This window comes from Jiangella anatolica (assembly GCF_003236295.1).
GTDB lineage: Bacteria > Actinomycetota > Actinomycetes > Jiangellales > Jiangellaceae > Jiangella > Jiangella anatolica.
Map to the genome: position 1 here is coordinate 26128 of NZ_POTW01000054.1, position 19950 is coordinate 46077.

Consider the following 19950-nt stretch of genomic DNA (forward strand, 5'->3'; position numbering starts at 1 on the left):
GGCCGGGCGCCGCCACCCCGGGTGGGAGGCGACGGCGCCCGACCGGTCAGTTCCGGTCGACGACGATGACCGGGGAGTCCCAGGTCTCGACGTGCGCCGGGTCGGCGGGGTCGGCCAGCGGCTTGGCGGCGGTCAGCCGCAGGACGTAGCGGCCGTCCGGCACCGGGACCCGCTGGTCGGTGCCCGAGCCACGCGGCCGGGTCCCGTCCCAGGTGTAGGCGTTGAACGCGCCCGCCGCGCTGGAGCGGCCGACGTAGTCCTCGGAGAGGACGGTGTTCAGCCTCCCGTATGGGCGGCCCGCGGTGCCGTCGGCCTTGGCGTGGAACAGCTGCAGCGACACGTTCTGCGCCGCGTGCTCCAGGTGCGCGATCACCACCGGGTAGTCGCCCTCGGTCATCGAGAACGTCGCGCCGTCGGGCAGCAGGTCGAACTCGCCACCCATCGTGCAGTTGACGCCGACGTAGCGGTCGCAGGCGGTGACGTCGCCCAGCTCCGGCAGCCCGGCGCCGGTCGGCGTCAGGATCGGCAGCTGCTGGTAGTCGCCGGCGAAGCCGGCGAACGGCACCCGCAGCGGCTGCCCCTCCGACGGCGTCAGCACGACCCAGCCGCCGTACTGGCCGAGGTCCGGCTCGGCCGGCGCCGTGACCGTCACCTCGACCGAGACGGACGAGCCCGCGGGCACCGTCACCGAGGAGGGCGAGAACGCCACCGACGCGCCGCCCTCGAAGAACTGCGGGTTGTTCGGCGCGCCCGCCGTCGTGATGCCGTCGACGTGCGACAGCGCGTAGGTGACCGGCGCGTCGCCGTCGTTGGTCAGCGTGAGCGTCCGCTCGGCAGGACCGGCCGAGCTCTCCCCCAGCGACAGCTTGCCGGGCGACACCGAGACCGGCGCGAGGATCGCGTCGTCGATGTCGAGCATGCCCGCGCCCTGCCGGTGCGCCGGCTCGAAATACCCGGCGCCGGGGACCAACGACCAGTCGGCCGGGTCGGCGGTGTTCTGCAGCTGGTCGCGCACCTGAGCGGGGGTGAGCGACGGGTGCGCCTGCAGCAGCAGCGCGACCGCGCCGGCGACGTGCGGCGAGGCCATCGAGGTGCCGGAGACGACGGCGTAGCCGTCCTCCTCCAGCGGGTAGGTCGAGCGGATCAGCCCGCCCGGCGCGCCCAGGTCCGGCTTCAGCGTCAGGTCCGAGGCCATGCCGTAGGAGCTGAACGACGAGATCAGCCCGGCCGTCGAGTTCTCCACGGTGGTGGTCTCGTCGGTCCAGGTCAGCGTCGTCGCGCCGGCGGCGATGCGGCTGTCCAGCTCGACGCCCTCGGCCTGCGGGACCGCGACGACCGGGATGGTGATCGGCGGGTCGGCCGGAGTCGGCGGCGCCACCGTCGGGGCGAACGCGCCGGCCACGTTGTTGTAGAGGACCACGGCGGCGGCGCCGGCCTGCTGGGCGTTGCGGGCCTTCTCGTAGAACGAGCAGGTGCCGCGCTCGATCAGCGCGACGGTGCCCGTCAGGTCCGGCAGCGCGCCGGTCGCCGTGCAGGCGTCCGCCGTCGAGGCCGGCGTGCCGGTGCGCGACATCGGCAGGTCGCCGGACGTCGGCGCGCTCGGCGCGCCGGCCGCATCCGCGTAGCCGAACTCACGGCCGTCGGGGGTGACGGTGAACATCCGCGCGTCGTACTCGGTGTTGTCGAACGACGCGACACCGATCACCTTCTCGCCGACGCCGGGAGCGCCGGCCGACCAGGTGCCGGCGGCGCCGTTGTTGCCGATCGACGCGACCACCACGACGCCCTCGTCGACCAGCGCGTCGCTGGCCGTCGCCGTCGGGTACTCCGGCCAGGTGACGAAGCCGGCGCCGATGCTCATGTTGACGACGTCCATGCCGTCGGCGTGCGCCCGCTCCATCGCGGCGAGCATGATGTCCGAGGTCGTCGAGCCGCCGCAGCCGAACACACGGTACGCGCCGAACTCGACGTCCGGCGCCACACCGCGCACACCGCCGGCCGCGCTGTCGCCGTCGGCGCCGACGATCCCGGCGACGTGACTGCCATGTCCGAGGCAGTCGTCCGGGTTGTCGTCGGGGTGCGGCACCGGCTGGTAGGCCGCCGAGGTGTCGTCGGCGTTGTAGTCGTCGCCGACGAAGTCGTAGCCGGCCACGACGCGCTCGGTCGGGAACGCCGTCCCGCCCGGCGTGCCGCTGCCGCCGAGGTCGGGGTGGTCGATGTCGACGCCGCTGTCGATGACGCCGACCTTCAGGCCGTCGCCGGTGAAGCCGAGCTCGCTCTGCGCGACGTCGGCGCCGGTCATGCCGAGCGCGGAGTCCATCGCCGGCTCCGACGTCGCCGGGTCCGGCGCGTCGACCGTGACGACGGGGTACACGGCGGCGACCTCGGCGGAGGCGGCCAGCCGGGTGACGTCGGCCTCCGACCCGGACACCGAGAAGCCGTTCCACAGCCGGTCATAGGTGTAGCGGACGTCCAGGTCGGCGCCGAGCACCTCGGCCTGCGCGAGCACCCGGTCCTGCTGGCGCTGTGCGGCCGCGCGGCTGCCGCCGTCGGCGACCGGCTTCGCGGTCAGCTCGACGAACCAGGCGCCGGTGGGCTCGTGCGTCAGCTCGCCGGACGGCTCCGGCAGCCCGGCCAGGCCGGCGAGGTCGCCCAGGTACCCATCGCCGGCCGGCGCAGCGGTGCCGGCGGCGACGGTCCCGAGCGTCCCGGCCACCAGAGCCAGCCCGGCAGTGGCGGCGAGTCCGGCGCGCCGGGTCACGGCCCGCCTCCCCGGCGCTGTCGATGGTCGTGTCATCGGCACTCCTCGTTCAGTCGTCAGGCATGACAACGCCCCGCCGATCGGGCGGGGTTGACCCGTAACCTATGGCCGATTTCGCCTCGATTGGAAGACTTGACGGCAAGTCTGGCGGTTGAGTCACCGTGAATCGGGACAAACCACACGGGGACGCAAGCCGCGGATCGGGGCGATCTTGGTGCGCCGGAACCCTTGTCACCGCCCGCTCCGAGGCGACAGGATGACCACCACCTCGCCCACCCACACTCGAGGGGCCGCCTCATGTGGACTCGCACCCTGCCCGCCGCCGGCCTCGCCGGAGTCCTGCTGACGGTGTCCGCCGCGCTCACCGCGCCGGCCGCCCCCGAGATCCCGGCGCCGGCGCTACGCGAGCCGGAGGACCGGTCCCAGCCGTGGGCGCACGAGCCGTCGGTCGAGGAGCCGGCCACGCCGTCGCTGCTGTCGAGGGCGCCGTCGACGGACGATCTGCCCGGGCAGCCGAGCGACGACGTCATCGTCGACGTCCCGGTGAACCCGAACGACGCGTCGATCCCGCTGAACCTGACGCCGTACCACGCGATCCCGCCGGCGGTGCGCGCCCTGCAGGAGAGCGACCGGGTCAGCGTCGAGATCATCGGCCAGTCCGCCGGTGGGCGCGACCTGCACCTCGTCGTCGTCACGTCGCCGATGACCGACGCCGAGTGGACGGAGTGGCAGCGCCTGTCCGACCTGCGCACCGAGGACCCCGACGCCGCCATCGCCGCCATGCAGGCCGGCGCGTACGACGACTGGAAGTCGCCGCTGTTCGTCAACAGCAACATCCACGGCAACGAGTGGGAGGGCACCGACGCGACGCTGCAGGTGCTCGACCAGCTGGCGTTCTCGGCCGACGCCGAGGTCACGGAGCTGCTGGACCAGCACGTCATCGCGATGGTCGTCACGAACAACCCGGACGGCCGCGTCGCCGGCACCCGCGCCAACGGCAACGGATTCGACATCAACCGCGACTACATCACCGCGTCGCAGCCGGAGGCACGCGCCGTCCGCGCCCAGCTGATCCGGTACGAGCCGCTGACCATGCTGGACGAGCACGGCTACACCGGCACGACGCTGATCGAGCCGACAACGGGCCCACACGGCGAGAACTACGAGTACGACCTCTACATCCGGCAGGCGATCCGCAACGGCCTGGCGATGGAGCAGGCGGTACTGGGGCTCGGCGAGCCGCGCGTCACCGCCGTCAACATCCCGTTCCGCGACCAGACCGACGGCTGGGACGACTGGCCGCCGATCTTCACGCCGATGTACGCGATGTACCACGGCGCCGTCGGGCACACCGTCGAGATCCCGCTGAACCCGCGCGGCATCCCGGACGCCCAGATCGCGGAGCGGCACGAGCGGACCCGCATCAACACCGCCGTCTCGCGGGCCACCATCGAGGCGAACTTCGCCTGGGCGTACGAGAACCGGATGAGCCTGCTCGCCGACCAGCTGGAGATCTTCCGGCGCGGCGAGGCCGGCGAGTCGTCGCGGCCCATCGACGACGGGCTCGCCCTGTCACTCGCGCTCGGCGCGAACAAGGAGACGTTCCTGCAGGACTACCCGCGGGCCTACGTCATCGAGGCCGAGCGGCGTGGAGACGCGGCCGCCGCGCGACTGGCGCAGTTCCTCCTCGACAACGACGTCGAGGTGCACCAGGCGCGGCGGCCGTTCACCGCCGGCGGCGTGCGGTACCCGGCCGGCGCGTATGTCGTCGACATGTTCCAGGCCAAGCGCGGCCTCGCGAACACGATCCTCGACGTGGGCCGCGATGTCACGACGAACTTCCCCACCATGTACGACATCTCGGCGTGGAGCCAGGCGTCGCTGTGGGGCGCCGACGTGGCGACGGTGCCGGCAGGCGGCGCGCTGGAGACGCGAGCGCTGAGCGAGATCGACGTGGTGGCGCCGACCGGGTGGGTGGCGCCGGACCCGGTGGCGCACTTCGGGTTCGAGGCGGACACGCTGGCCGGCATCCAGGCCGTGAACGCGTTCGTCGCCGCCGGGGTGACGGTGCGGCGGACGACGTCGGGCGCCTTCACGGTGCCCGGGTCGGCGCGTGCAGTGGTCGAGGAGGCCGCGGCGACGTACGGGATCGCGTTCACGGCGCTCAGCGCGTCGGCGGTGCGCGGCGCCGTCCCGGTGTCCGTCGACCGGGTCGGGACGAGCGCTTCGGCCGACGAGGTGCACGCGCTGGCCCGCATGGGGTTCGCGACGACGAACGTCAACGCGGCCGGGTTCAACGCCGGGACGTACGCGTTCGCCGACTTCGACGCGCTCTACGTGTCGACCACCGGGTTCGACCCGCGCCAGCTCGACGCCACCCAGCAGGCGGCGTTCACGGCGTGGCGGGCGGCCGGCGGGACGATCGTCGGACGGGGCAACGGCGGCGTGCAGTTCAACGCACGGGCGACGCTGCTGCCGGTGACGGCGGTCGTGGCGCGCAGCGACGCCAACGGCATCGTCGCGGTGGTGAACGACCCGGCCTCGCCGGTGACCGGCGACGCGCTGTCGTCGTCGTTCGTCAGCGCGCCGCGGCACTTCACCGGCCTGGGCGCCGGCCTCCGGGTCGACCAGCGGCTCGGCGGCGCGGGATTCTTCCTGGCCGGCCACTGGATCGGTCAGGAGACCGCGGCCGGTCAGCCGGTGATCGTCAGCGGTGTCGCCGGCGGCGCCGACGTGACGCTGTTCGCGACCGAACCGCTCTACCGGTCGCACCCGGAAGGCCTGTTCCCGCAGGTCGCGAACGCCCTCTGGCAGTAGCGACCGGACCGAGGGCGGGGAGTCGTCATCCGCTGCGGAGGTGACGACTCCCCGTTCCGCTCGTCGCGCCGACGATGACGGTGGCGTCGTCGTCGTGGTGCTCCGCGGCGGCCAGTCCCGCCTCGTCGACCGCGTCGGCGGCTGCTGTCGCCTGTGCCGCGCTCAGCTCCAGGAGGAGGACGCCGCCTTCGGTCAGCCAGTCCGGCGCGGCCGTGGCGATGCGGCGGACCAGGCCGAGTCCGTCGCCGCCGCCGTCGAGGGCGGTGCGCGGCTCGTGGTCGCGGGCCTCCGGTGGCATCAGCGCGATCGCCGCCGTCGGCACGTAGGGCGGGCTGGCCAGCAGCACGTCGACGCGTCCCTTCAGCTCCGCCGGCAGCGCGTCGAAGAGGTCGCCCTCGTGCACCCGCCCGCCGGCGGGCTCGACGTTGCGGCGCGCGCAGGCGACGGCGGCCGGGTCGACGTCGGCGGCGTGCAGCTCGACGCCGTCGATGCCGCGGACGACGGCGAGCCCGAGCGCCCCCGTCCCGCAGCACAGGTCGACGACGACGGCGCCGGGCCGGGTGTGCCGCCGGGCGAGGTCGACGAGCAGCTCGCTGCGGTGCCGCGGCACGAACACGCCGGGAGCGACGGCGACCCGCAGCCCGGCGAACTCGGCCCAGCCCAGCACATGCTCCAGCGGCTCACCGGCGACCCGGCGGACGACCATCGCCTCGACCTCGCCGGCGTCGCGCGCCGTCTCGTGGATCAGCCGCGCCTCGTCCTCCGCGAACACGCACCCCGCCGCCCGCAACCGCGCGACGATCCCCTCGTCCACCACGCCGTCACCCTAGTCGGCGAGGGCGAGGATGCGGCGGGCGTGGTCGGCCATGGCGACGTCGACGAAGCGGCCGCCGGGGAGGACGGCGACGGCGGCGCCTGACTCCACCGCGGCGAGCACCGCCTTCGCGTGCTCGACCTCGTCCGGCGACGGGCGGAAACCCGCTTCGATGACGGAGAGCTGTCTGGGGTGGATCGCGGCGCGGCCGACGAAGCCGAGGGCGCGTCCGGCCCGGCACGACGCGGCGAGGCCGGCATCGTCGGCGAGGTCGGTCCAGACGGACATCGCCGGCGGCGGCAGCCCGGCCGCCCGCGCCGCGACGACCAGGCGCTGCCGGCACCACGTGAGCCCGTCAGGGCCGGAGACGCCCAGGTCGGAGGCCAGGTCGGCCTCGCCCAGCCCGATCGACGCGACGCCGGGCGCGGACGCGATCGCGTACGCCGCCTCGACCCCGGCTGCGGTCTCCAGCAGCACGTGCACCGGCCGGTCCCCCACCACCGCCCGGACCGCGGCGACGTCCGCCGGGGACGACACCTTCGGCACCCGCACCCCGACGTCCGGCGGCAGCCCGGCGACCATGGCGAGGTCGTCGGCGCCCCACGGCGTCGAGGCCGCGTTCACCCGCACCTGCACCGCCCGCGCCGGCCGCGCCGCCTCTGTCAGCATCGACGGCACCGCCGCCCGGGCGGACGACTTCGCGGCCGGCGCGACCGCATCCTCCAGGTCGACGATCACCACGTCGGCGGACGACGCGAGCGCCTTCGCCGCGCGGTCCGGCCGGTCCGCGGGCACGTAGAGCAGCGTCAGCACGAGGTTCACACGACCCCCTCGGAGCGCAGCGCCGCGATCTCCTCCGCCGAGTAGCCGAGCGAGCCCAGCACCGCCGACGTGTCGGCACCGTGCGCGCGACCGGTCCACCGCACCGCGCCCGGCGTCCCGGACAGCCGGAACAGCACGTTCTGCATCGCGACCTCGTCGAGGTCGTCGTCGGGCATCCGCAGCACGGTGCCCAGCGCGGCCAGTTGCGGGTCGGCGACGAGGTCGGACGCGTCGTAGACGGGCGCCACCGCGGCCTCGGCGCGCTCGAACTCCGCGACCACCTCGTCCCGCGACCGCTGAGCCACCCAGGCCCCGACGGCGGCGTCGAGCTCCTCGACGTGCGCCGCACGACCGGCGCCGGTCGCGAACCACGGCTCGTCGACGACGTCGGGCCGGCCGACCAGCCGCATCACCCGCTCGGCGATGCTCTGGGAGCTGGTCGACACCGCGACCCAGCGGCCGTCAGCGGTGCGGTACGTGTTGCGCGGCGCGTTGTTCGCCGAGCGGTTGCCGGTCCGCGGCTGCACCGTCCCGAGCTGGTCCCACCGGGTGAGCTGCGGCCCGAGCACCGACAGCATCGGCTCGACGATCGCCAGGTCCACCACCTGCCCGCGCCCGCTGGCGGCCCGCGCGTGCAGCGCGGACGTGACCGCGAACGCCGTCGCCAGCGCCGTGATGGCGTCGGCCAGCCCGAACGGCGGCAGCGTCGGCGGGCCGTCCGGCTCGCCGGTCATCGCGGCGAACCCGCTCATCGCCTCGGCCAGCGTGCCGAACCCGGGCCGCCGCCGGTACGGGCCGACCTGCCCGAACCCGGTGACGCGGGCCAGGATCAGCCCCGGATTCTCGGCCGACAACTCCGAGTAACCGAGGTTCCACCGCTCCAGCGTGTCCGGCCGGAAGTTCTCGATGACGACGTCGGACTCGCGCGCCAGCCGCCGGAACACCTCCTGGCCGCGCTCGTGCGAGAGATCCAGCGTCATCGTCTGCTTGTTCCGGCCGAGCGTCTTCCACCACAGGTTCTGGCCGTCCTTCGCCGGCCCGTGCCCACGGGACGGGTCCGGCCGCCGCGGGTGCTCGACCTTGACGACGTCGGCGCCCATGTCCCCGAGGTGCATCGCGGCGATCGGGCCGGCGAACAGCGTCGCGGCGTCGACGACCCGCAGCCCGGCCAGCGGCCCGCTCACGACGTCAATCCCACGGCGCAGCGGAAGCCGATCGACGGCGACCGGTCCAGCCCCGCGCCCATGAGCAGGTACTTCGCCGCGAAGTCCGGCGTGCGGACGCCGCCGTCGAAGTACCAGTACGAACCGCTGGGTACCCAGTCCGCACCGCCCTTGAGGATGACGAACCGGGTCCGGCCGTCGGTGTGCTCGCTCTCGGTCAGGTTCCAGACGGCGGGCGAGCCGCGCTCCAGCAGGCCGGCCTCGCCCGCGATCTGCCACTCGTCCTCGGTCGGCAGCCGCAGTCCGGCCCACGCGGCGTACGCGCGGGCGTCGGCGAGGTCGACGTGCGTGACGGGGTCGGCGCCGCGTGCGTCGCCGGCGGCCCAGTGCGCCAGGAACCGCTCGGGCCGTGCCGGCCGGTACCCGGTCGCGGCGAGGAACGCGGCGAACTCGTCGTTGGTCACCTCGGTCCGGCCGATGGCGAACGGCGCGAGCTCGGCGCGGCGGTGCGCGGTGCCGGCGGCGTGCAGCCGGGGCGGCAGCGGCTTCCACTCGTCGACGTAGGGCGCCTCGTCGTAGAGGCCGGTCTCGCGGATCCGGTACCGGACGACGAGGTCGTAACGCCCGCCGTCCACGCGCGCCAGGCCGGGCGGCGTCTCGGCGACAGCCACCGACGGCGCCGGGACGCGGACGGCCGGCCGCCGCGGGAACGTGCTGTCCGGCGACACGGCGACGGAGCCCGGCGCGACGTCCGCCGCCAGCACCGCCGCGACCCCGCCGGCCGGCAACCGGCCGCCGATCACCGTCCGCCCGTCGTCGTCCTTCGTCACCGACAGCACAGCACCGGTCGTGAGCTCGGTGAACGGACCCGGCACGTCGACCGCCAGCCACGGGCCGGACCAGTCGGCATCGCTCCGGTTGACGACGGTCCACAAGGCCACGCCGTCGTGCACCCACCGCGACGCGTACACCGGCGCGCCGTCGCCGGGGTGGTCGGCCAGCGGCGTCCAGTCCTCGCTCCGCAGCCAGTCGCGGTACTCGCGCTGCACCCGTCGCATCGAGCGCAGCACCGACCGGTCCCGCGCGCTCCAGCCCACCCAGACGCCGAACACCGTCTCCCACACGAGGATCCCGGAGCCGTTCAGCCAGGCCGACTGCAGCTCCTCCAGGTGACTGTGGTTCCAGCGGCGGGTGTGGTGCAGCACGTGCCGGCGCTCGAACCAGGTCCCGCGCAGCACGCCCGGCACCGGCGAGTCGGCGAACCACTGCGCCCACGACATCGTGTGGTCGTGCACGCGGGCCAGCGGCAGCCTCGACTCGCCCTCCATCGACAGGCCCGGCCGCACCGCGTCGAGCCCGGCCCGGACCTCGGTGCTGCCCTCCTTCGAGCTGTCCAGGAAGACGCCGTCGGCCCCCAGCCGCTCGACCAACGCGATGACCTGCTGTGGGTCGGACCGTTCCCACGGGTAGTACGAGACGAACACCCGCACCCCGGCGGCCTGGAACCGCGCGACGACGTCGGGCAGCTCGGGCACGTCGAAGAAGGCGAACTGGTCCCGCTCGTCGACGCCCTCGTTCGGGTACGCGTGCCAGAGCACGACGCCGTCGAGGCCGCCGAACTCCTGCGCCGCCGCGGCCAGGTAACCGTCGACGTCGAACGCGCCGGTCGCGTGGTCGTACAGCAGCTCGTCCCAGAGCCAGGTCAGCGCGACGACGAACCCGTCGGTGCGCTCGACGTCGTAGCGCGAGCCGTCATACCCGACGCGCTCGCGCGCCTCCGAGCGCCAGCGGGTCAGCGCCGCACGCCAGGCCGGCCAGTTCGCCGGATCGTCGGGCGCGGCGAAGATCTTCGCCTCGTCCAGCACCGACAGGTCGGCGTCCGGCTCCAGCGGCACCGCCGCGGGGCGGTCGATCGGACGAGGAACGTACGGGGTGAACATCAGGCCTCCGCCAGGAACGCGTCGATCTCGGCCCGGTCCGGCATCGACGACGACGCGCCAGGGCGCTGCACCGACAGCGCGGCCGCCGCCGACGCCCGATGCAACGCACCGCCCAGCTGAAGTCCTCCGGCAAGACCCGCGGCCATGACTCCGACGAACGTGTCGCCGGCCGCGGTCGTGTCGACGGCCTGGACCGGGAAGGCCGGAACCGGGATCGTCTCGCCGCCGGACAGCCACGCCGCGCCTCTGGCGCCTAGGGTCACGACCACGTCGTCACACAACCGGGTGAGCTGCTCGGCCGCGGCGATCGGATCGTCGATGCCGGCCAGCAGCGCCGCCTCGTGCTCGTTCGGCACCAGGATGTCGACAGCCTCGAGCAACTCCTCGGGCAACGGGACGGCGGGCGCGGGTGTCAGCACGACCGGGATCTCGCGCGCGTGCGCGTACCGGGCCGCCTCGACGACCAGGTCCAGCGGCAGTTCCAGTTGCAGCAGCAGCAGTTCGGCGCGGTCGATCGTGGCCCGGTGCGCATCGGTCAGCGCCGTGACCGTGCCGTTCGCGCCCGGCACCACGACGATCGAGTTGTCGCCGGTGCCGTCGACGGTGATGTGCGCGGTCCCGGTCGGCTGGTCGCTGACCGCGAGCCCGGACACGTCGACGCCGGCGTCGGCCAGCAGTTCGCGGATGCGCCGGCCGAAGTCGTCGTCGCCCACGGCGCCGAGGAACGCGACGTCGCCGCCGGCCCGGGCCGCCGCGAGCGCCTGGTTGGCGCCCTTGCCGCCGGGGAGCGTGGCGAAGGTGCGGCCGGTGACGGTCTCGCCGCGGCCCGGCGCGCGCTCGACGGTCACGACGAGGTCCAGGTTGGCGCTGCCCAGGACGGCGATCATCGGGCGCTCACCGCCACCGTCCGGCGGGCCAGCTCGTCGAAGCCGATGCCGTCGAAGCCGGCCAGCGTCGTGCTGACCCGGTTGCGCATCGGTGCGGTCCAGCGGTGCGGCAGCGCGGCGGCGCCGGTCAGCGCACCGACGATGGACCCGACGGTGGCGCCGTTGGAGTCGGTGTCCCAGCCGCCGCTGACGACGGCGGTGATGGAGCGGTCGTAGTCGCCGCCGCCGTGCACCAGCGCCGCCACGACCAGCGCGGCGTTGTTCAGGACGTGCACCCAGTGCAGGTGCCCGTAGCGTGCCTCGATCGCGTCGACGACGGCCTCCCAGTCCGGTTGCTTCGCGGCGGTGTCGCGGGCGAAGCGGACCGCCTCGGCGTAGCGCGACGTCGCCGGGACGACCGACAGCCCGGCGTCGATCACCTCGTCCACCGTCGCCGCGACCAGCGACGCCGCGCACGCCGCGGCCGCGAACAGCTCGCCGTAGACGCCGTTGCGGGTGTGGCTGAGGACGGCGTCGCGCCAGGCCAGCTCGGCGGCGCCGGCCGGGTCGCCGGGCCGGGCCCAGCCGAACACGTCGCCGCGGATCTGCGCGCCGATCCAGTCGCGGAACGGGTTGCGCACCGTCGCGGTGGCCGGCGGCAGGTGACCGAGCAGCAGGTTGCGGTAGGCGACCCGCTCGGCGGTGAACACGCGTCCGGCCGGCAGCGACGCCAGCCAGGACTCGGCGACGTCGTCGGTCGTGAAGCCGGCGCCGTGGTTCTCCAGCAGGGCGAGGTTCAGCATCGGGAAGTTGAGGTCGTCGTCCTCGGGCATGCCGTCGATGTTCTCGGCCAGGCTGGTCGTCGCGCTACGGCGGTTCCACGGATGGCGGGCGGCGACGTCGGCGGGCAGGCCGTCGGCGGTGAACCAGCCGGTCAGCGGCCAGCGACCGGTCGCCTCGAGGATCTCGCGGATCCCGGCCCGGGAGATCTTCTCCACCGGCTTGCCGAGCAGGCAGCCGGCGGCGCGGCCGAGCCAGGCGCCGTGGACGCGGTCGACGTCGGCCGTGGCCGGTGCGCTGGACCTCCAGCCGGCCTGCAGCGCGGCCAGGGCCGTCGGCTCGGCGGCGTCGAACGGCGACGGCCGTGCGTCGACCTCGTCCAGCAGCTCGGCGGCCAGTGCGCGCAGCTCTGACGAGGCGGGGACGCCGGACGCGCCGGACCGCACCGGCGCCGGGTCGCCGCCGGCCGCCGTCCACCGGTCGCGCAGGTCCGCGACGTCGACGCCGTCCTCGTCGGCCTGCGCGAACGCGTGCCCGACCAGGTCCTCCGGCTGGATCCAGGTGAGCCGCATCAGGCCAGTCCGCCGAATGCGTCGTCGACGGCCGCCCGCCGGGCCGCGTCGGCCGCCCGGACGCGTGCCGTCACCGCGGCGAGGCGTTCGCCCGGCCCGACGATGTCGACGCGGCTGGCCGCCGCGACGGTTGTGACCAGGTCGTCCGGCACCGCGGCGCGGCCGCCGAGCGCGCCGGCGATGGCCCCGGCCATGGACGCGATCGAGTCGGAGTCGCGGCCGTAGTTGACGCCGCCGATGACGGCGTCGCGCCAGTCGCCGCCGGCGATCGCGAGGAAGGCCAGCGCGACCGGCAGCTCCTCGATCGTGTGCACGCGGCTGGGCCGGCGGGCGCCGAGGCCCTGGTTGCGGTAGTCGTCGCCGACGGTGTCGTACGGCGCGACGGCGGCGCGCAGCTTGCCCGACTCGACCGCCTCGGTCCAGTGCCCGATCGACGCCGCCGTCTCCAGCACCGCCTCGATGCCGGCCTTCGTCCCGTCCTTGGCCAGCCGGACCGCCGCCGTCAGCACGTCGTCCACGGTCGCACCCGGCGCCGCGGCGGCGGCCACGCAGGCGGCCATGACGCCGGCCGCCTCCCGTCCGTACGACGCCTGGTGCGCCCCCGCGACGTCGATCGCCTCGGCGTAGGCGGCGTCCGGGTCGGCGGCGTTGACGATGCCGACCGGCGCGATGTACATGGCCGCGCCGCAGTTCACCGCGTTGCCGACGCCGGCCTCGCGCGGGTCGGCGTGGCCCCAGTGCAGCCGCAGCGCCATGAACTTCTCGGCGAGGAAGACCCGCTGCAACGGCAGAGCCTCGGCCTCCAGCTCGGGGATCCAGACCTTGCGACCGATCATCAGCGGCACCAGCCGCTCGGCGACGTCGTACGCCGTCAGATGGGCCCCGGCCTGCTCGTACACGTCGACCACGAGGTGCGTCATCAAGGTGTCGTCGGTGACGTGACCGTCGCCCTTGTGGTACGGCGCGATGGGCCGCGCGGTGCGCCAGTCCTCGTAGTAGGGCGGGACAATGCCCTCGACCCAGCCGCCCCACCGCTCCCTGATCTGCTGCGGCGACCAGCCCTCCGTCGCACCACCGAGCGCGTCGCCGACGGCGGCTCCCGTCAGGCACCCGACGGCGATGTCGATGAGTGCGTCACTGGTCACGCTGGTGTCCTTTCCTTGATGGAGCCTGCCAGCTCGACGAGGTCGAGGCCGGCCAGATCGGGCGAGCAGCAGCCGGCGAGTCGCCGGCACCGCTCGACCCAGGTCGTGGGGAGAGCGCTCAGCCCGTGTGCGCCGCCGAGGAGCGCGCCGGTCAGCGCGGGGGCGCTGTCCGCGGTCGTGGCGAGGCATGCGGCGGCGGTGATGGCGGCGATCGGCGGCTCCGCGTTGCGCTCGGCGACGTGCGCGAGCGCCACTGCGGTCGCGACGGTCTGCGCGGCGGCGACGCCGTAGCTGTAGACGTGGTCGGCCGGCCGGTCCAGCAGCGGGACGGCCTCGGCGGCGCTGGTCACACCGGCTGTCGCGTCCAACGCCCACGCCAGGTTCTCGCCGAGGAGCGTGTCCGGCGGGACGTGCTCGGCTGCCGCCGCGGCCCAGGCGCTGGTCAGCGGCTCGCCACGGACCAGCCGTGCGATCGTCGCCGCCATCGCCCGTGCCGCACGCAGCCCGTCCTCGGCGTTGGTGACCTCGGCGTCCCAGCCGGCCAGCGTGGCCGCCGTGCCACTGCCGTCCGCCACGAGCCCGATCGCGACCCCCCGGACCGCCGCCGCGTCGTCGAAGTGATGCGGATTGTCGTGCCCGGTCACCGGCGGATCGACGTCCCTGCGCAGCGCGTCGGCGGCGGTGGCGACGCTGACCCGGCCGCGCGGCAGCGTCCCTCCCGCTGCCACCGTCCGCCAGTGGTCGTGCACGTCGCCGCGGGTCAGCGGCCCGGCCCCGGCGCCGAGCCAGGTCAGCGTCCACGCCGCCCACTCCGCGTCGTCGCTCGGGCCCAGCGCCAGCGCCGCGGTCGGCTGGTTCAGCGCGAACGGCACCGGCAGCGTCGTGACCTCTTCGGCTTCGGCGAACGCGTCCAGCTCGCGGTGCAGCCGCCGGGTCCACGGCGGCAACAGCCGCGCCCGATGCCGCGCCGCCGGCCACCCCGCGGCGTCGCCGATGGCCAGCCCCAGCAGCGCCCCGGCGATCCGGTCCCGCCGCTCGCTCACGTGGCCGCCCCCAGGTGCGCGGCCAGGCGGTCGGCGAGGTCGAGCGGATGCAGCCCCGCCACCACCTCGCCCAGGCAGCGCCCGGTCACCGGCCCGATCTGGTCCTGCCAGTCCGCCGGCACCGCACCGAGCCCGCCGAGCGCTCCCGCCAGCGCCCCGGCGATCGCCGCCGTCGTGTCGGCGTCGCGGCCCATCGACACCGCACCCGTCACCGCGGCGGCGAACTCGCCGTCCGCGGCCAGGAACGCGCCGAACGCGAGCGCCACCGCCTCCGGCGCCAGGTCCGTCCACGGATAGGCCCGGACGACGACGGCGTCCAGCAGCGCGGGCACGTCCCCCGCGTGCACGAGCGCGGACCGCAACGAGCGCGCCGTCCACGAGTCGGCCGGGACGGCGTCCAGCGCGGCCGCCGCGACCTCGGCCGCCGAGGCGCGACCCGTCATCGCGACGGCGACAGCGGCGGCCACCGCGACCCCGGCGTGCACGCCCTCGCCCGAGTGACTGACGGCGCCGTCGACCGCCGCCAGCCGGGCGGCCAGCGCCGGATCGCCGGCCGCGTACACACCGTGCACGGCGGCCCGCATCGCCAGCCCGTCGCTCCACGAGTGCAGATGCCGCCCGCTGGCCGGCGGCCGCAGCCCGGCGCGCAGGTTCTCGATCGTCCCCAGTTCGCTGAACCCGGCGCCGGAGAACCCGCTGTCCCGCCCGGCCAGGTGCGTGATCCACGCGTCGGCCACGTCATCGCTGGTCAGGGCGGCTCCGTGCGAGAGCAGCAGCAGCGCGCTGAACGCCGCGTACTCGGTGTCGTCGGTCCCCGACGGCCGGTCGGTGAGGAACCCCGTCACCGGACCCCACCGCGCACGAATCTCGTCGGCCGTCAGGTTCTCCGCGGGGGCGCCCATGGCGTCGCCGATGGCGAGCCCGAGCAGGCACCCCCGCGCGCGATCCCGCATCAGCGCTGGTAGCGCTCGAGGACCGCGTTGCCCTCGTCGACCAGCTTCGCGCCCAGGTCCTCCAGCGAGATCTGGTCGCTGAAGTACTCCTGGAAGGCCGGGTTGGCGATCCGCGACTTCCACTCCTCGAACCCCTTGACCTGCTGGAACGGCGCCATCTCCAGGTCGTCGGCGGTCGCCGTCGCGACGTCCCAGCCGGTGGCGGGATCGTTCAGCTCCGGGGCCTGCGCCGCCTCCTGACTGGTCGGCAGCAGCCAGTCGCCGGCGGCCAACTGGACCTGGTTCTCGGCGTTGAGGAAGTACTCGATGAACTGCACGGCCTCCTCCGGGTGCTCGGTGTCGGCCGAGACGGACAACGTCTGGCTGACGGCGCCCTGCGCGCTGCTCTCGCCCTCGAGTGCGGGCAGCGTCACCCAGTCGAACCCGTCCGGCGCCTGCTCGATGATCTGCTGACGCAGCCAGATCGCGCCCGGCAGCAGCGCGTACTGGCCGGCGAAGAAGCCCGGCAGCGCGTCGGCCGACGACATGCCCACGCCGTCCGGCGACGCCGAGTTCTCCGTGTAGAGCATCTCGTGGATGCGCCGCGGCACCTCCTGGTCGGCCTCGTCGAAGACCGCCTGCACCTCGCCGGTCGGGTCGGTGAAGTAGTCGCCGCCGAAGTTGCGGGCCAGGTTGAGGATGCGGTTGGCCGGCGCCTTCAACGGGATGACGGCGCCGTACTGGCCCTCGGTGGTGAGCTGCGCGGCGACGTCGGCGAACTCGTCCCACGTCCACGGGTCGTCGACGGTGGGCAGCGCGACGCCGGCCGCGTCGAGCAGCGTCCGGTTGGCGAAGATGACCTGCGACTCCTGCAGGAACGGCACGCCGTAGATCGCGTCGCCGAACGTCGCGGTGTCCCAGGCGCCGGCGCGGATGTCGTCGCGGATCTCGTCGGACAGGTACTCCGACAGGTCCAGGACGTTGCCGCGGTCGCCGAAGTCCTGCAGCACCGTGGACTCGTAATGGAAGACGTCCGGCGCGGTGCCGCCCTCGAACGACGTCATCAGCTGGTCCTGGACGTTGTTCCAGTCACCCTGGAGCAGCTCGACCTGGATGTCGGGGTTGGCCTCGTTCCAGGCGGCGACGATGGCCTCGTTGGCCTCGACGCTCGCGGTCTGCCAGGCCAGCGTCTGGAAGGTCAGCTCGACCGGCTCGCCGCCGTTGCCGCTGCCGCCGTCGCCGGAGCCGGTCTCGTCGTCACCGCCGCCGCAGGCCGTCAGCACCAGGCCGGCAGCCGCCGCGAGGGCGATGAAGCGCATCGAACGCATGGGTCCTCCTCCTCGAGGTTCTTGATCAGGACTTGACGGCTCCGCCGAGCAGGCCGCCGGTGAGGCGGCGCTGCATGACGGCGAAGAAGATCAGGCTGGGAATCGTCGCGACGAGTGACGCCGCCGCCAGCGGGCCGAGCCGGGCCACGCCCTCCGCGCCGATGAACTTCACCAGCGTCAGCGAGAGCGTCTGCAGGTCCGGGTCGCGGATCAGCACGAGCGCGAACAGGAACTCGTTCCACGCCGAGACGAACGCGAACAGCCCGGCCGCGACCACGCCCGGCGCCAGCAGCGGCGCGATGACGCTGCGCAGCGTGCGGAGCTTCGACGCGCCGTCCATCGACGCGGCCTCTTCCAGCTCGATCGGGATCGTCTCGACGTAGCTGCGCAGCATCCACAGCGCGAACGGCATGCTCCAGACGACGTAGACGGCGATCAGCCCGATGTAGGTGTCGTAGAGGCCGAGGTCACGCAGCAGCAGGAACAGCGGGATGATCACCAGGATGAACGGGAAGATCTGGCTGAGCAGCACCCAGACCAGCGTCAGCCTGCTCAGCGCCGATCGGTAGCGCGCCATCACGTACGCCGCCGGGATCGAGAGCAGCACCGTCACGGCGCACGACACGCCGGCGACCAGCAGCGTGTTGAGGATCGACCGCACGATCGGCTGCTCGTCGAACGCCGCCCGGAAGTTGTCGAACGTGATCTCGTCCGGGATCCAGGTCGGGTCGATCAGCGCCAGTTCCTGCGGCGTCTTCAGCGCCGTCGAGACCAGCCAGAACAGCGGGAACGCGAGGAACACGAGGTAGCAGGCGAGCGCGAGGTACTTCAGCGTCGTCGCGACGGGCGTGGAGCGACTCATCAGCCGTTCGCCTCCCTCACCCGCTGGCGCAGATAGAAGACGACGAACACGGCGATCACCACGACCATCGCGTTGCCCAGCGCCGCCGCGTAGCCGTAGTTGCCGTACCGGAACGCCTCCTCGTAGGCGAACAGCAGCGGCAGCCGCGTCTCGCCGCCCGGTCCGCCCTGCGTCAGGACGTAGACCAGGCTGAAGGAGTTGAAGTTCCAGATGAAGTCGAGCGTCGTCATCGCGACGACCACCGGCTTGATGGCCGGCCACGTCACGTTGCGGAAGCGCTGCCAGACGCCGGCGCCGTCCATCGCGGCCGCCTCGTGCAGCTCCTTCGGGACGCTCTGCAGGCCGGCCAGCAGCACGACCGTCGTCTGCGGCATGCCGGCCCAGACGCCGACCACGATGACCGCGGGCAGCGCCACCGAGAACGACGACAGCCAGTCCACGTTCTCGTCGATGATGCGCAGGTCCAGCAGGACGTCGTTGAGGATGCCGGCGTTCGGGTGGTAGACCAGCCGCCACATGATGCCGATGACGACCGGTGGCATCGCCCACGGGACCAGCGCCAGCGTGCGCGCCAGCCAGCGCAGCCGAAGCTTCTGGTTGAGCAGCAGCGCCAGGCCGAGACTGGCGAAGAACTGCAGGATCGTCACCGAGAACGCCCAGATCAGGCCGATGCGGAACGAGTCCCAGAAGTACGAGTCGTCGAGCAGGTTCCGGTAGTTCTCCAGTCCCGTGAAGTTCACCTCGGCGTTCGCGCCGGCCTGCGCGTCGGTGAAGCCGAGGTAGATGCCGCGCAGCAGCGGGTAGACGCTGAAGATGACGACCGGGATCAGCGCCGGGACGGCGAGCATGAGGCCGTCGCGGTCCAGACCGAGGAAGCTGCGCCGCTTCGGCGCCGGCGCGCTCTCGGTGGCGGGCGGGGGTGCGGTGACGGTGGCGCTCATCGGCTGCTCTCCCGGACGGTCAGCGACGGCGGCACGGTGACCCGCTCGGGCGGAGCGTCGTCGCCGTCGAGCCGGCGCAGCAGCAGCTCCGCGGCGATGCGGCCACGGTCGGCCGAGCCGAGCGAGACGCTGGACAGCGGCGGGAAGCTCGTTGCGGCCAGCGGGGTGTCGTCCATGCCGACCACCCGCACGTCGCCGGGGACGTCGCGGCCGAGCTCGCGCAGCGCGTGCAGGACGCCCATCGCGATGAGGTCGTTGGCGCCGAGCACCGCGTCGACGTCGGGGTGTGCGGTCAGCAGCTCGCGCGCCGTCTGACGGCCGGCCTCGAACTGGAAGTCGGTGAACCGGACGATCGCGTCGTCTGGCTCCAGTCCGGCCGCGGCGAGCCCGCTGCGGTAGCCGTCGTAGCGGGCCTGGCCGGGGACGGTGTCGAGCGGGCCGTCGATGAACGCGATGCGCCGGGCGCCGGCCTCGGCCAGGTGCTCGACGGCGAGCCGGGCGCCGACGCGGGAGTCGGCCCGCACGTTGTCGACCGGGACGTCGTCGGGCAGCAGGCCGATCACCACGACCGGGACGGCGGTCTGCCGCAGCGCCTCGACGTGCCGGTCGGTGACGCGGAGCGGGCACAGGATCAGCCCGTCGACGTAGTTCTGGCTGAGGCTGGCCAGCACGCCCAGCTCGTCCTCGACGTCGGCGCCGGTGCTGTGCAGGAGGAGGCGGTAGCCTTCGTCGCGAAGCGTGGGCTGGATGCGGCGGACCATCTCGAGGTAGGCGGCGTTGCCGATGTCCTCCATCGCGAACGCGACCTGCCCCGTGTGCCGGGTCTTGAGCGACTGCGCGACGACGCTCGGGACGTAGCCGACCTCCCGGACGGCCGCGTTGACGCGATCGACCATGTCGGCGTTCGAGGTGTTGCCGTTGAGCGCGCGCGACACCGAGGAGATCGAGACCCCGGCGACCTTGGCCACCTCGTGAATCGTCGGCCGACGGCGCTGCGACACGGGCGTCCACCTCCTTGTGGCGGTCAGTGCGGCGTAGGTCGGAACCGTTTCCGAGCTGCTGCGTGGAACCGCGAGGAAACGTTTCCGAGGTGTTGGCTGCCATTGGACCGCGCCCGCCCCGGCCCCGTCAAGTCGCCGATGCCAACCCGTGACCGCGGCTGTC

At 73.8% G+C, this 19950-nt stretch carries 15 protein-coding genes; 1 reads left to right on the top strand and 14 read right to left on the bottom strand.

Going from position 1 to position 19950, the window contains the following annotated elements:
• Window positions 1–46: 46 nt before the first annotated feature.
• Window positions 47–2761, bottom strand: a complete 2715-nt coding sequence (locus C1I92_RS35460) for a S8 family serine peptidase (protein WP_199521415.1) — start codon at window positions 2759–2761, stop codon at window positions 47–49.
• 297 nt (window positions 2762–3058) lie between these two features.
• Between C1I92_RS35460 and C1I92_RS20350 the strand changes: the two genes are divergently transcribed.
• Window positions 3059–5578: a M14 family zinc carboxypeptidase gene (locus tag C1I92_RS20350; RefSeq protein ID WP_111256479.1), complete on the top strand. Its 2520-nt coding sequence runs from the start codon at window positions 3059–3061 to the stop codon at window positions 5576–5578.
• Window positions 5579–5603: 25 nt separating this feature from the next.
• Here the strand turns inward: C1I92_RS20350 and C1I92_RS20355 are convergent, their stop codons facing one another.
• Genes C1I92_RS20355 through C1I92_RS20415 form a run of 13 tightly spaced genes read right to left on the bottom strand, consistent with a single transcriptional unit; the run spans window position 5604 to window position 19787 of the window.
• Entirely contained in the window at window positions 5604–6395 is a 792-nt protein-coding gene (locus C1I92_RS20355) for a putative protein N(5)-glutamine methyltransferase (protein WP_199521416.1), read from the bottom strand.
• A gap of 9 nt (window positions 6396–6404) precedes the next feature.
• Window positions 6405–7214, bottom strand: coding sequence for an HpcH/HpaI aldolase/citrate lyase family protein (locus tag C1I92_RS20360; RefSeq protein ID WP_111256480.1), 810 nt, complete (start codon window positions 7212–7214; stop codon window positions 6405–6407).
• Window positions 7211–8398, bottom strand: a complete 1188-nt coding sequence (locus C1I92_RS20365; RefSeq protein ID WP_111256481.1) for a CaiB/BaiF CoA transferase family protein — start codon at window positions 8396–8398, stop codon at window positions 7211–7213. The genes C1I92_RS20360 and C1I92_RS20365 overlap by 4 nt, the downstream gene beginning before the upstream one ends.
• Complete coding sequence (locus C1I92_RS20370; protein WP_111256482.1) at window positions 8395–10317, bottom strand: SUMF1/EgtB/PvdO family nonheme iron enzyme; 1923 nt, start codon at window positions 10315–10317, stop codon at window positions 8395–8397. The genes C1I92_RS20365 and C1I92_RS20370 overlap by 4 nt, the downstream gene beginning before the upstream one ends.
• Window positions 10317–11204, bottom strand: a complete 888-nt coding sequence (rbsK, locus tag C1I92_RS20375; RefSeq protein WP_111256483.1) for a ribokinase — start codon at window positions 11202–11204, stop codon at window positions 10317–10319. Before rbsK ends, C1I92_RS20370 begins: the two co-directional genes overlap by 1 nt.
• Complete coding sequence (locus C1I92_RS20380) at window positions 11201–12535, bottom strand: ADP-ribosylglycohydrolase family protein (RefSeq protein WP_111256484.1); 1335 nt, start codon at window positions 12533–12535, stop codon at window positions 11201–11203. Before C1I92_RS20380 ends, rbsK begins: the two co-directional genes overlap by 4 nt.
• Window positions 12535–13680 (bottom strand): ADP-ribosylglycohydrolase family protein, encoded by a 1146-nt coding sequence (locus tag C1I92_RS20385; RefSeq protein ID WP_111256485.1) that lies wholly within the window; start codon window positions 13678–13680, stop codon window positions 12535–12537. The genes C1I92_RS20380 and C1I92_RS20385 overlap by 1 nt, the downstream gene beginning before the upstream one ends.
• Complete coding sequence (locus tag C1I92_RS34995; RefSeq protein WP_111256486.1) at window positions 13677–14723, bottom strand: ADP-ribosylglycohydrolase family protein; 1047 nt, start codon at window positions 14721–14723, stop codon at window positions 13677–13679. Before C1I92_RS34995 ends, C1I92_RS20385 begins: the two co-directional genes overlap by 4 nt.
• Complete coding sequence (locus C1I92_RS20395; RefSeq protein ID WP_111256487.1) at window positions 14720–15676, bottom strand: ADP-ribosylglycohydrolase family protein; 957 nt, start codon at window positions 15674–15676, stop codon at window positions 14720–14722. Before C1I92_RS20395 ends, C1I92_RS34995 begins: the two co-directional genes overlap by 4 nt.
• A complete protein-coding gene (locus C1I92_RS20400) occupies window positions 15676–16983 on the bottom strand; it encodes an ABC transporter substrate-binding protein (protein ID WP_199521418.1) in 1308 nt (435 codons plus the stop codon). The genes C1I92_RS20395 and C1I92_RS20400 overlap by 1 nt, the downstream gene beginning before the upstream one ends.
• 25 nt (window positions 16984–17008) lie before the next feature.
• Window positions 17009–17845: a carbohydrate ABC transporter permease gene (locus tag C1I92_RS20405; RefSeq protein WP_111256489.1), complete on the bottom strand. Its 837-nt coding sequence runs from the start codon at window positions 17843–17845 to the stop codon at window positions 17009–17011.
• A complete protein-coding gene (locus C1I92_RS20410) occupies window positions 17845–18786 on the bottom strand; it encodes a carbohydrate ABC transporter permease (protein WP_111256490.1) in 942 nt (313 codons plus the stop codon). The genes C1I92_RS20405 and C1I92_RS20410 overlap by 1 nt, the downstream gene beginning before the upstream one ends.
• Window positions 18783–19787: a LacI family DNA-binding transcriptional regulator gene (locus C1I92_RS20415; RefSeq protein WP_199521419.1), complete on the bottom strand. Its 1005-nt coding sequence runs from the start codon at window positions 19785–19787 to the stop codon at window positions 18783–18785. The genes C1I92_RS20410 and C1I92_RS20415 overlap by 4 nt, the downstream gene beginning before the upstream one ends.
• Window positions 19788–19950 lie beyond the last annotated feature (163 nt).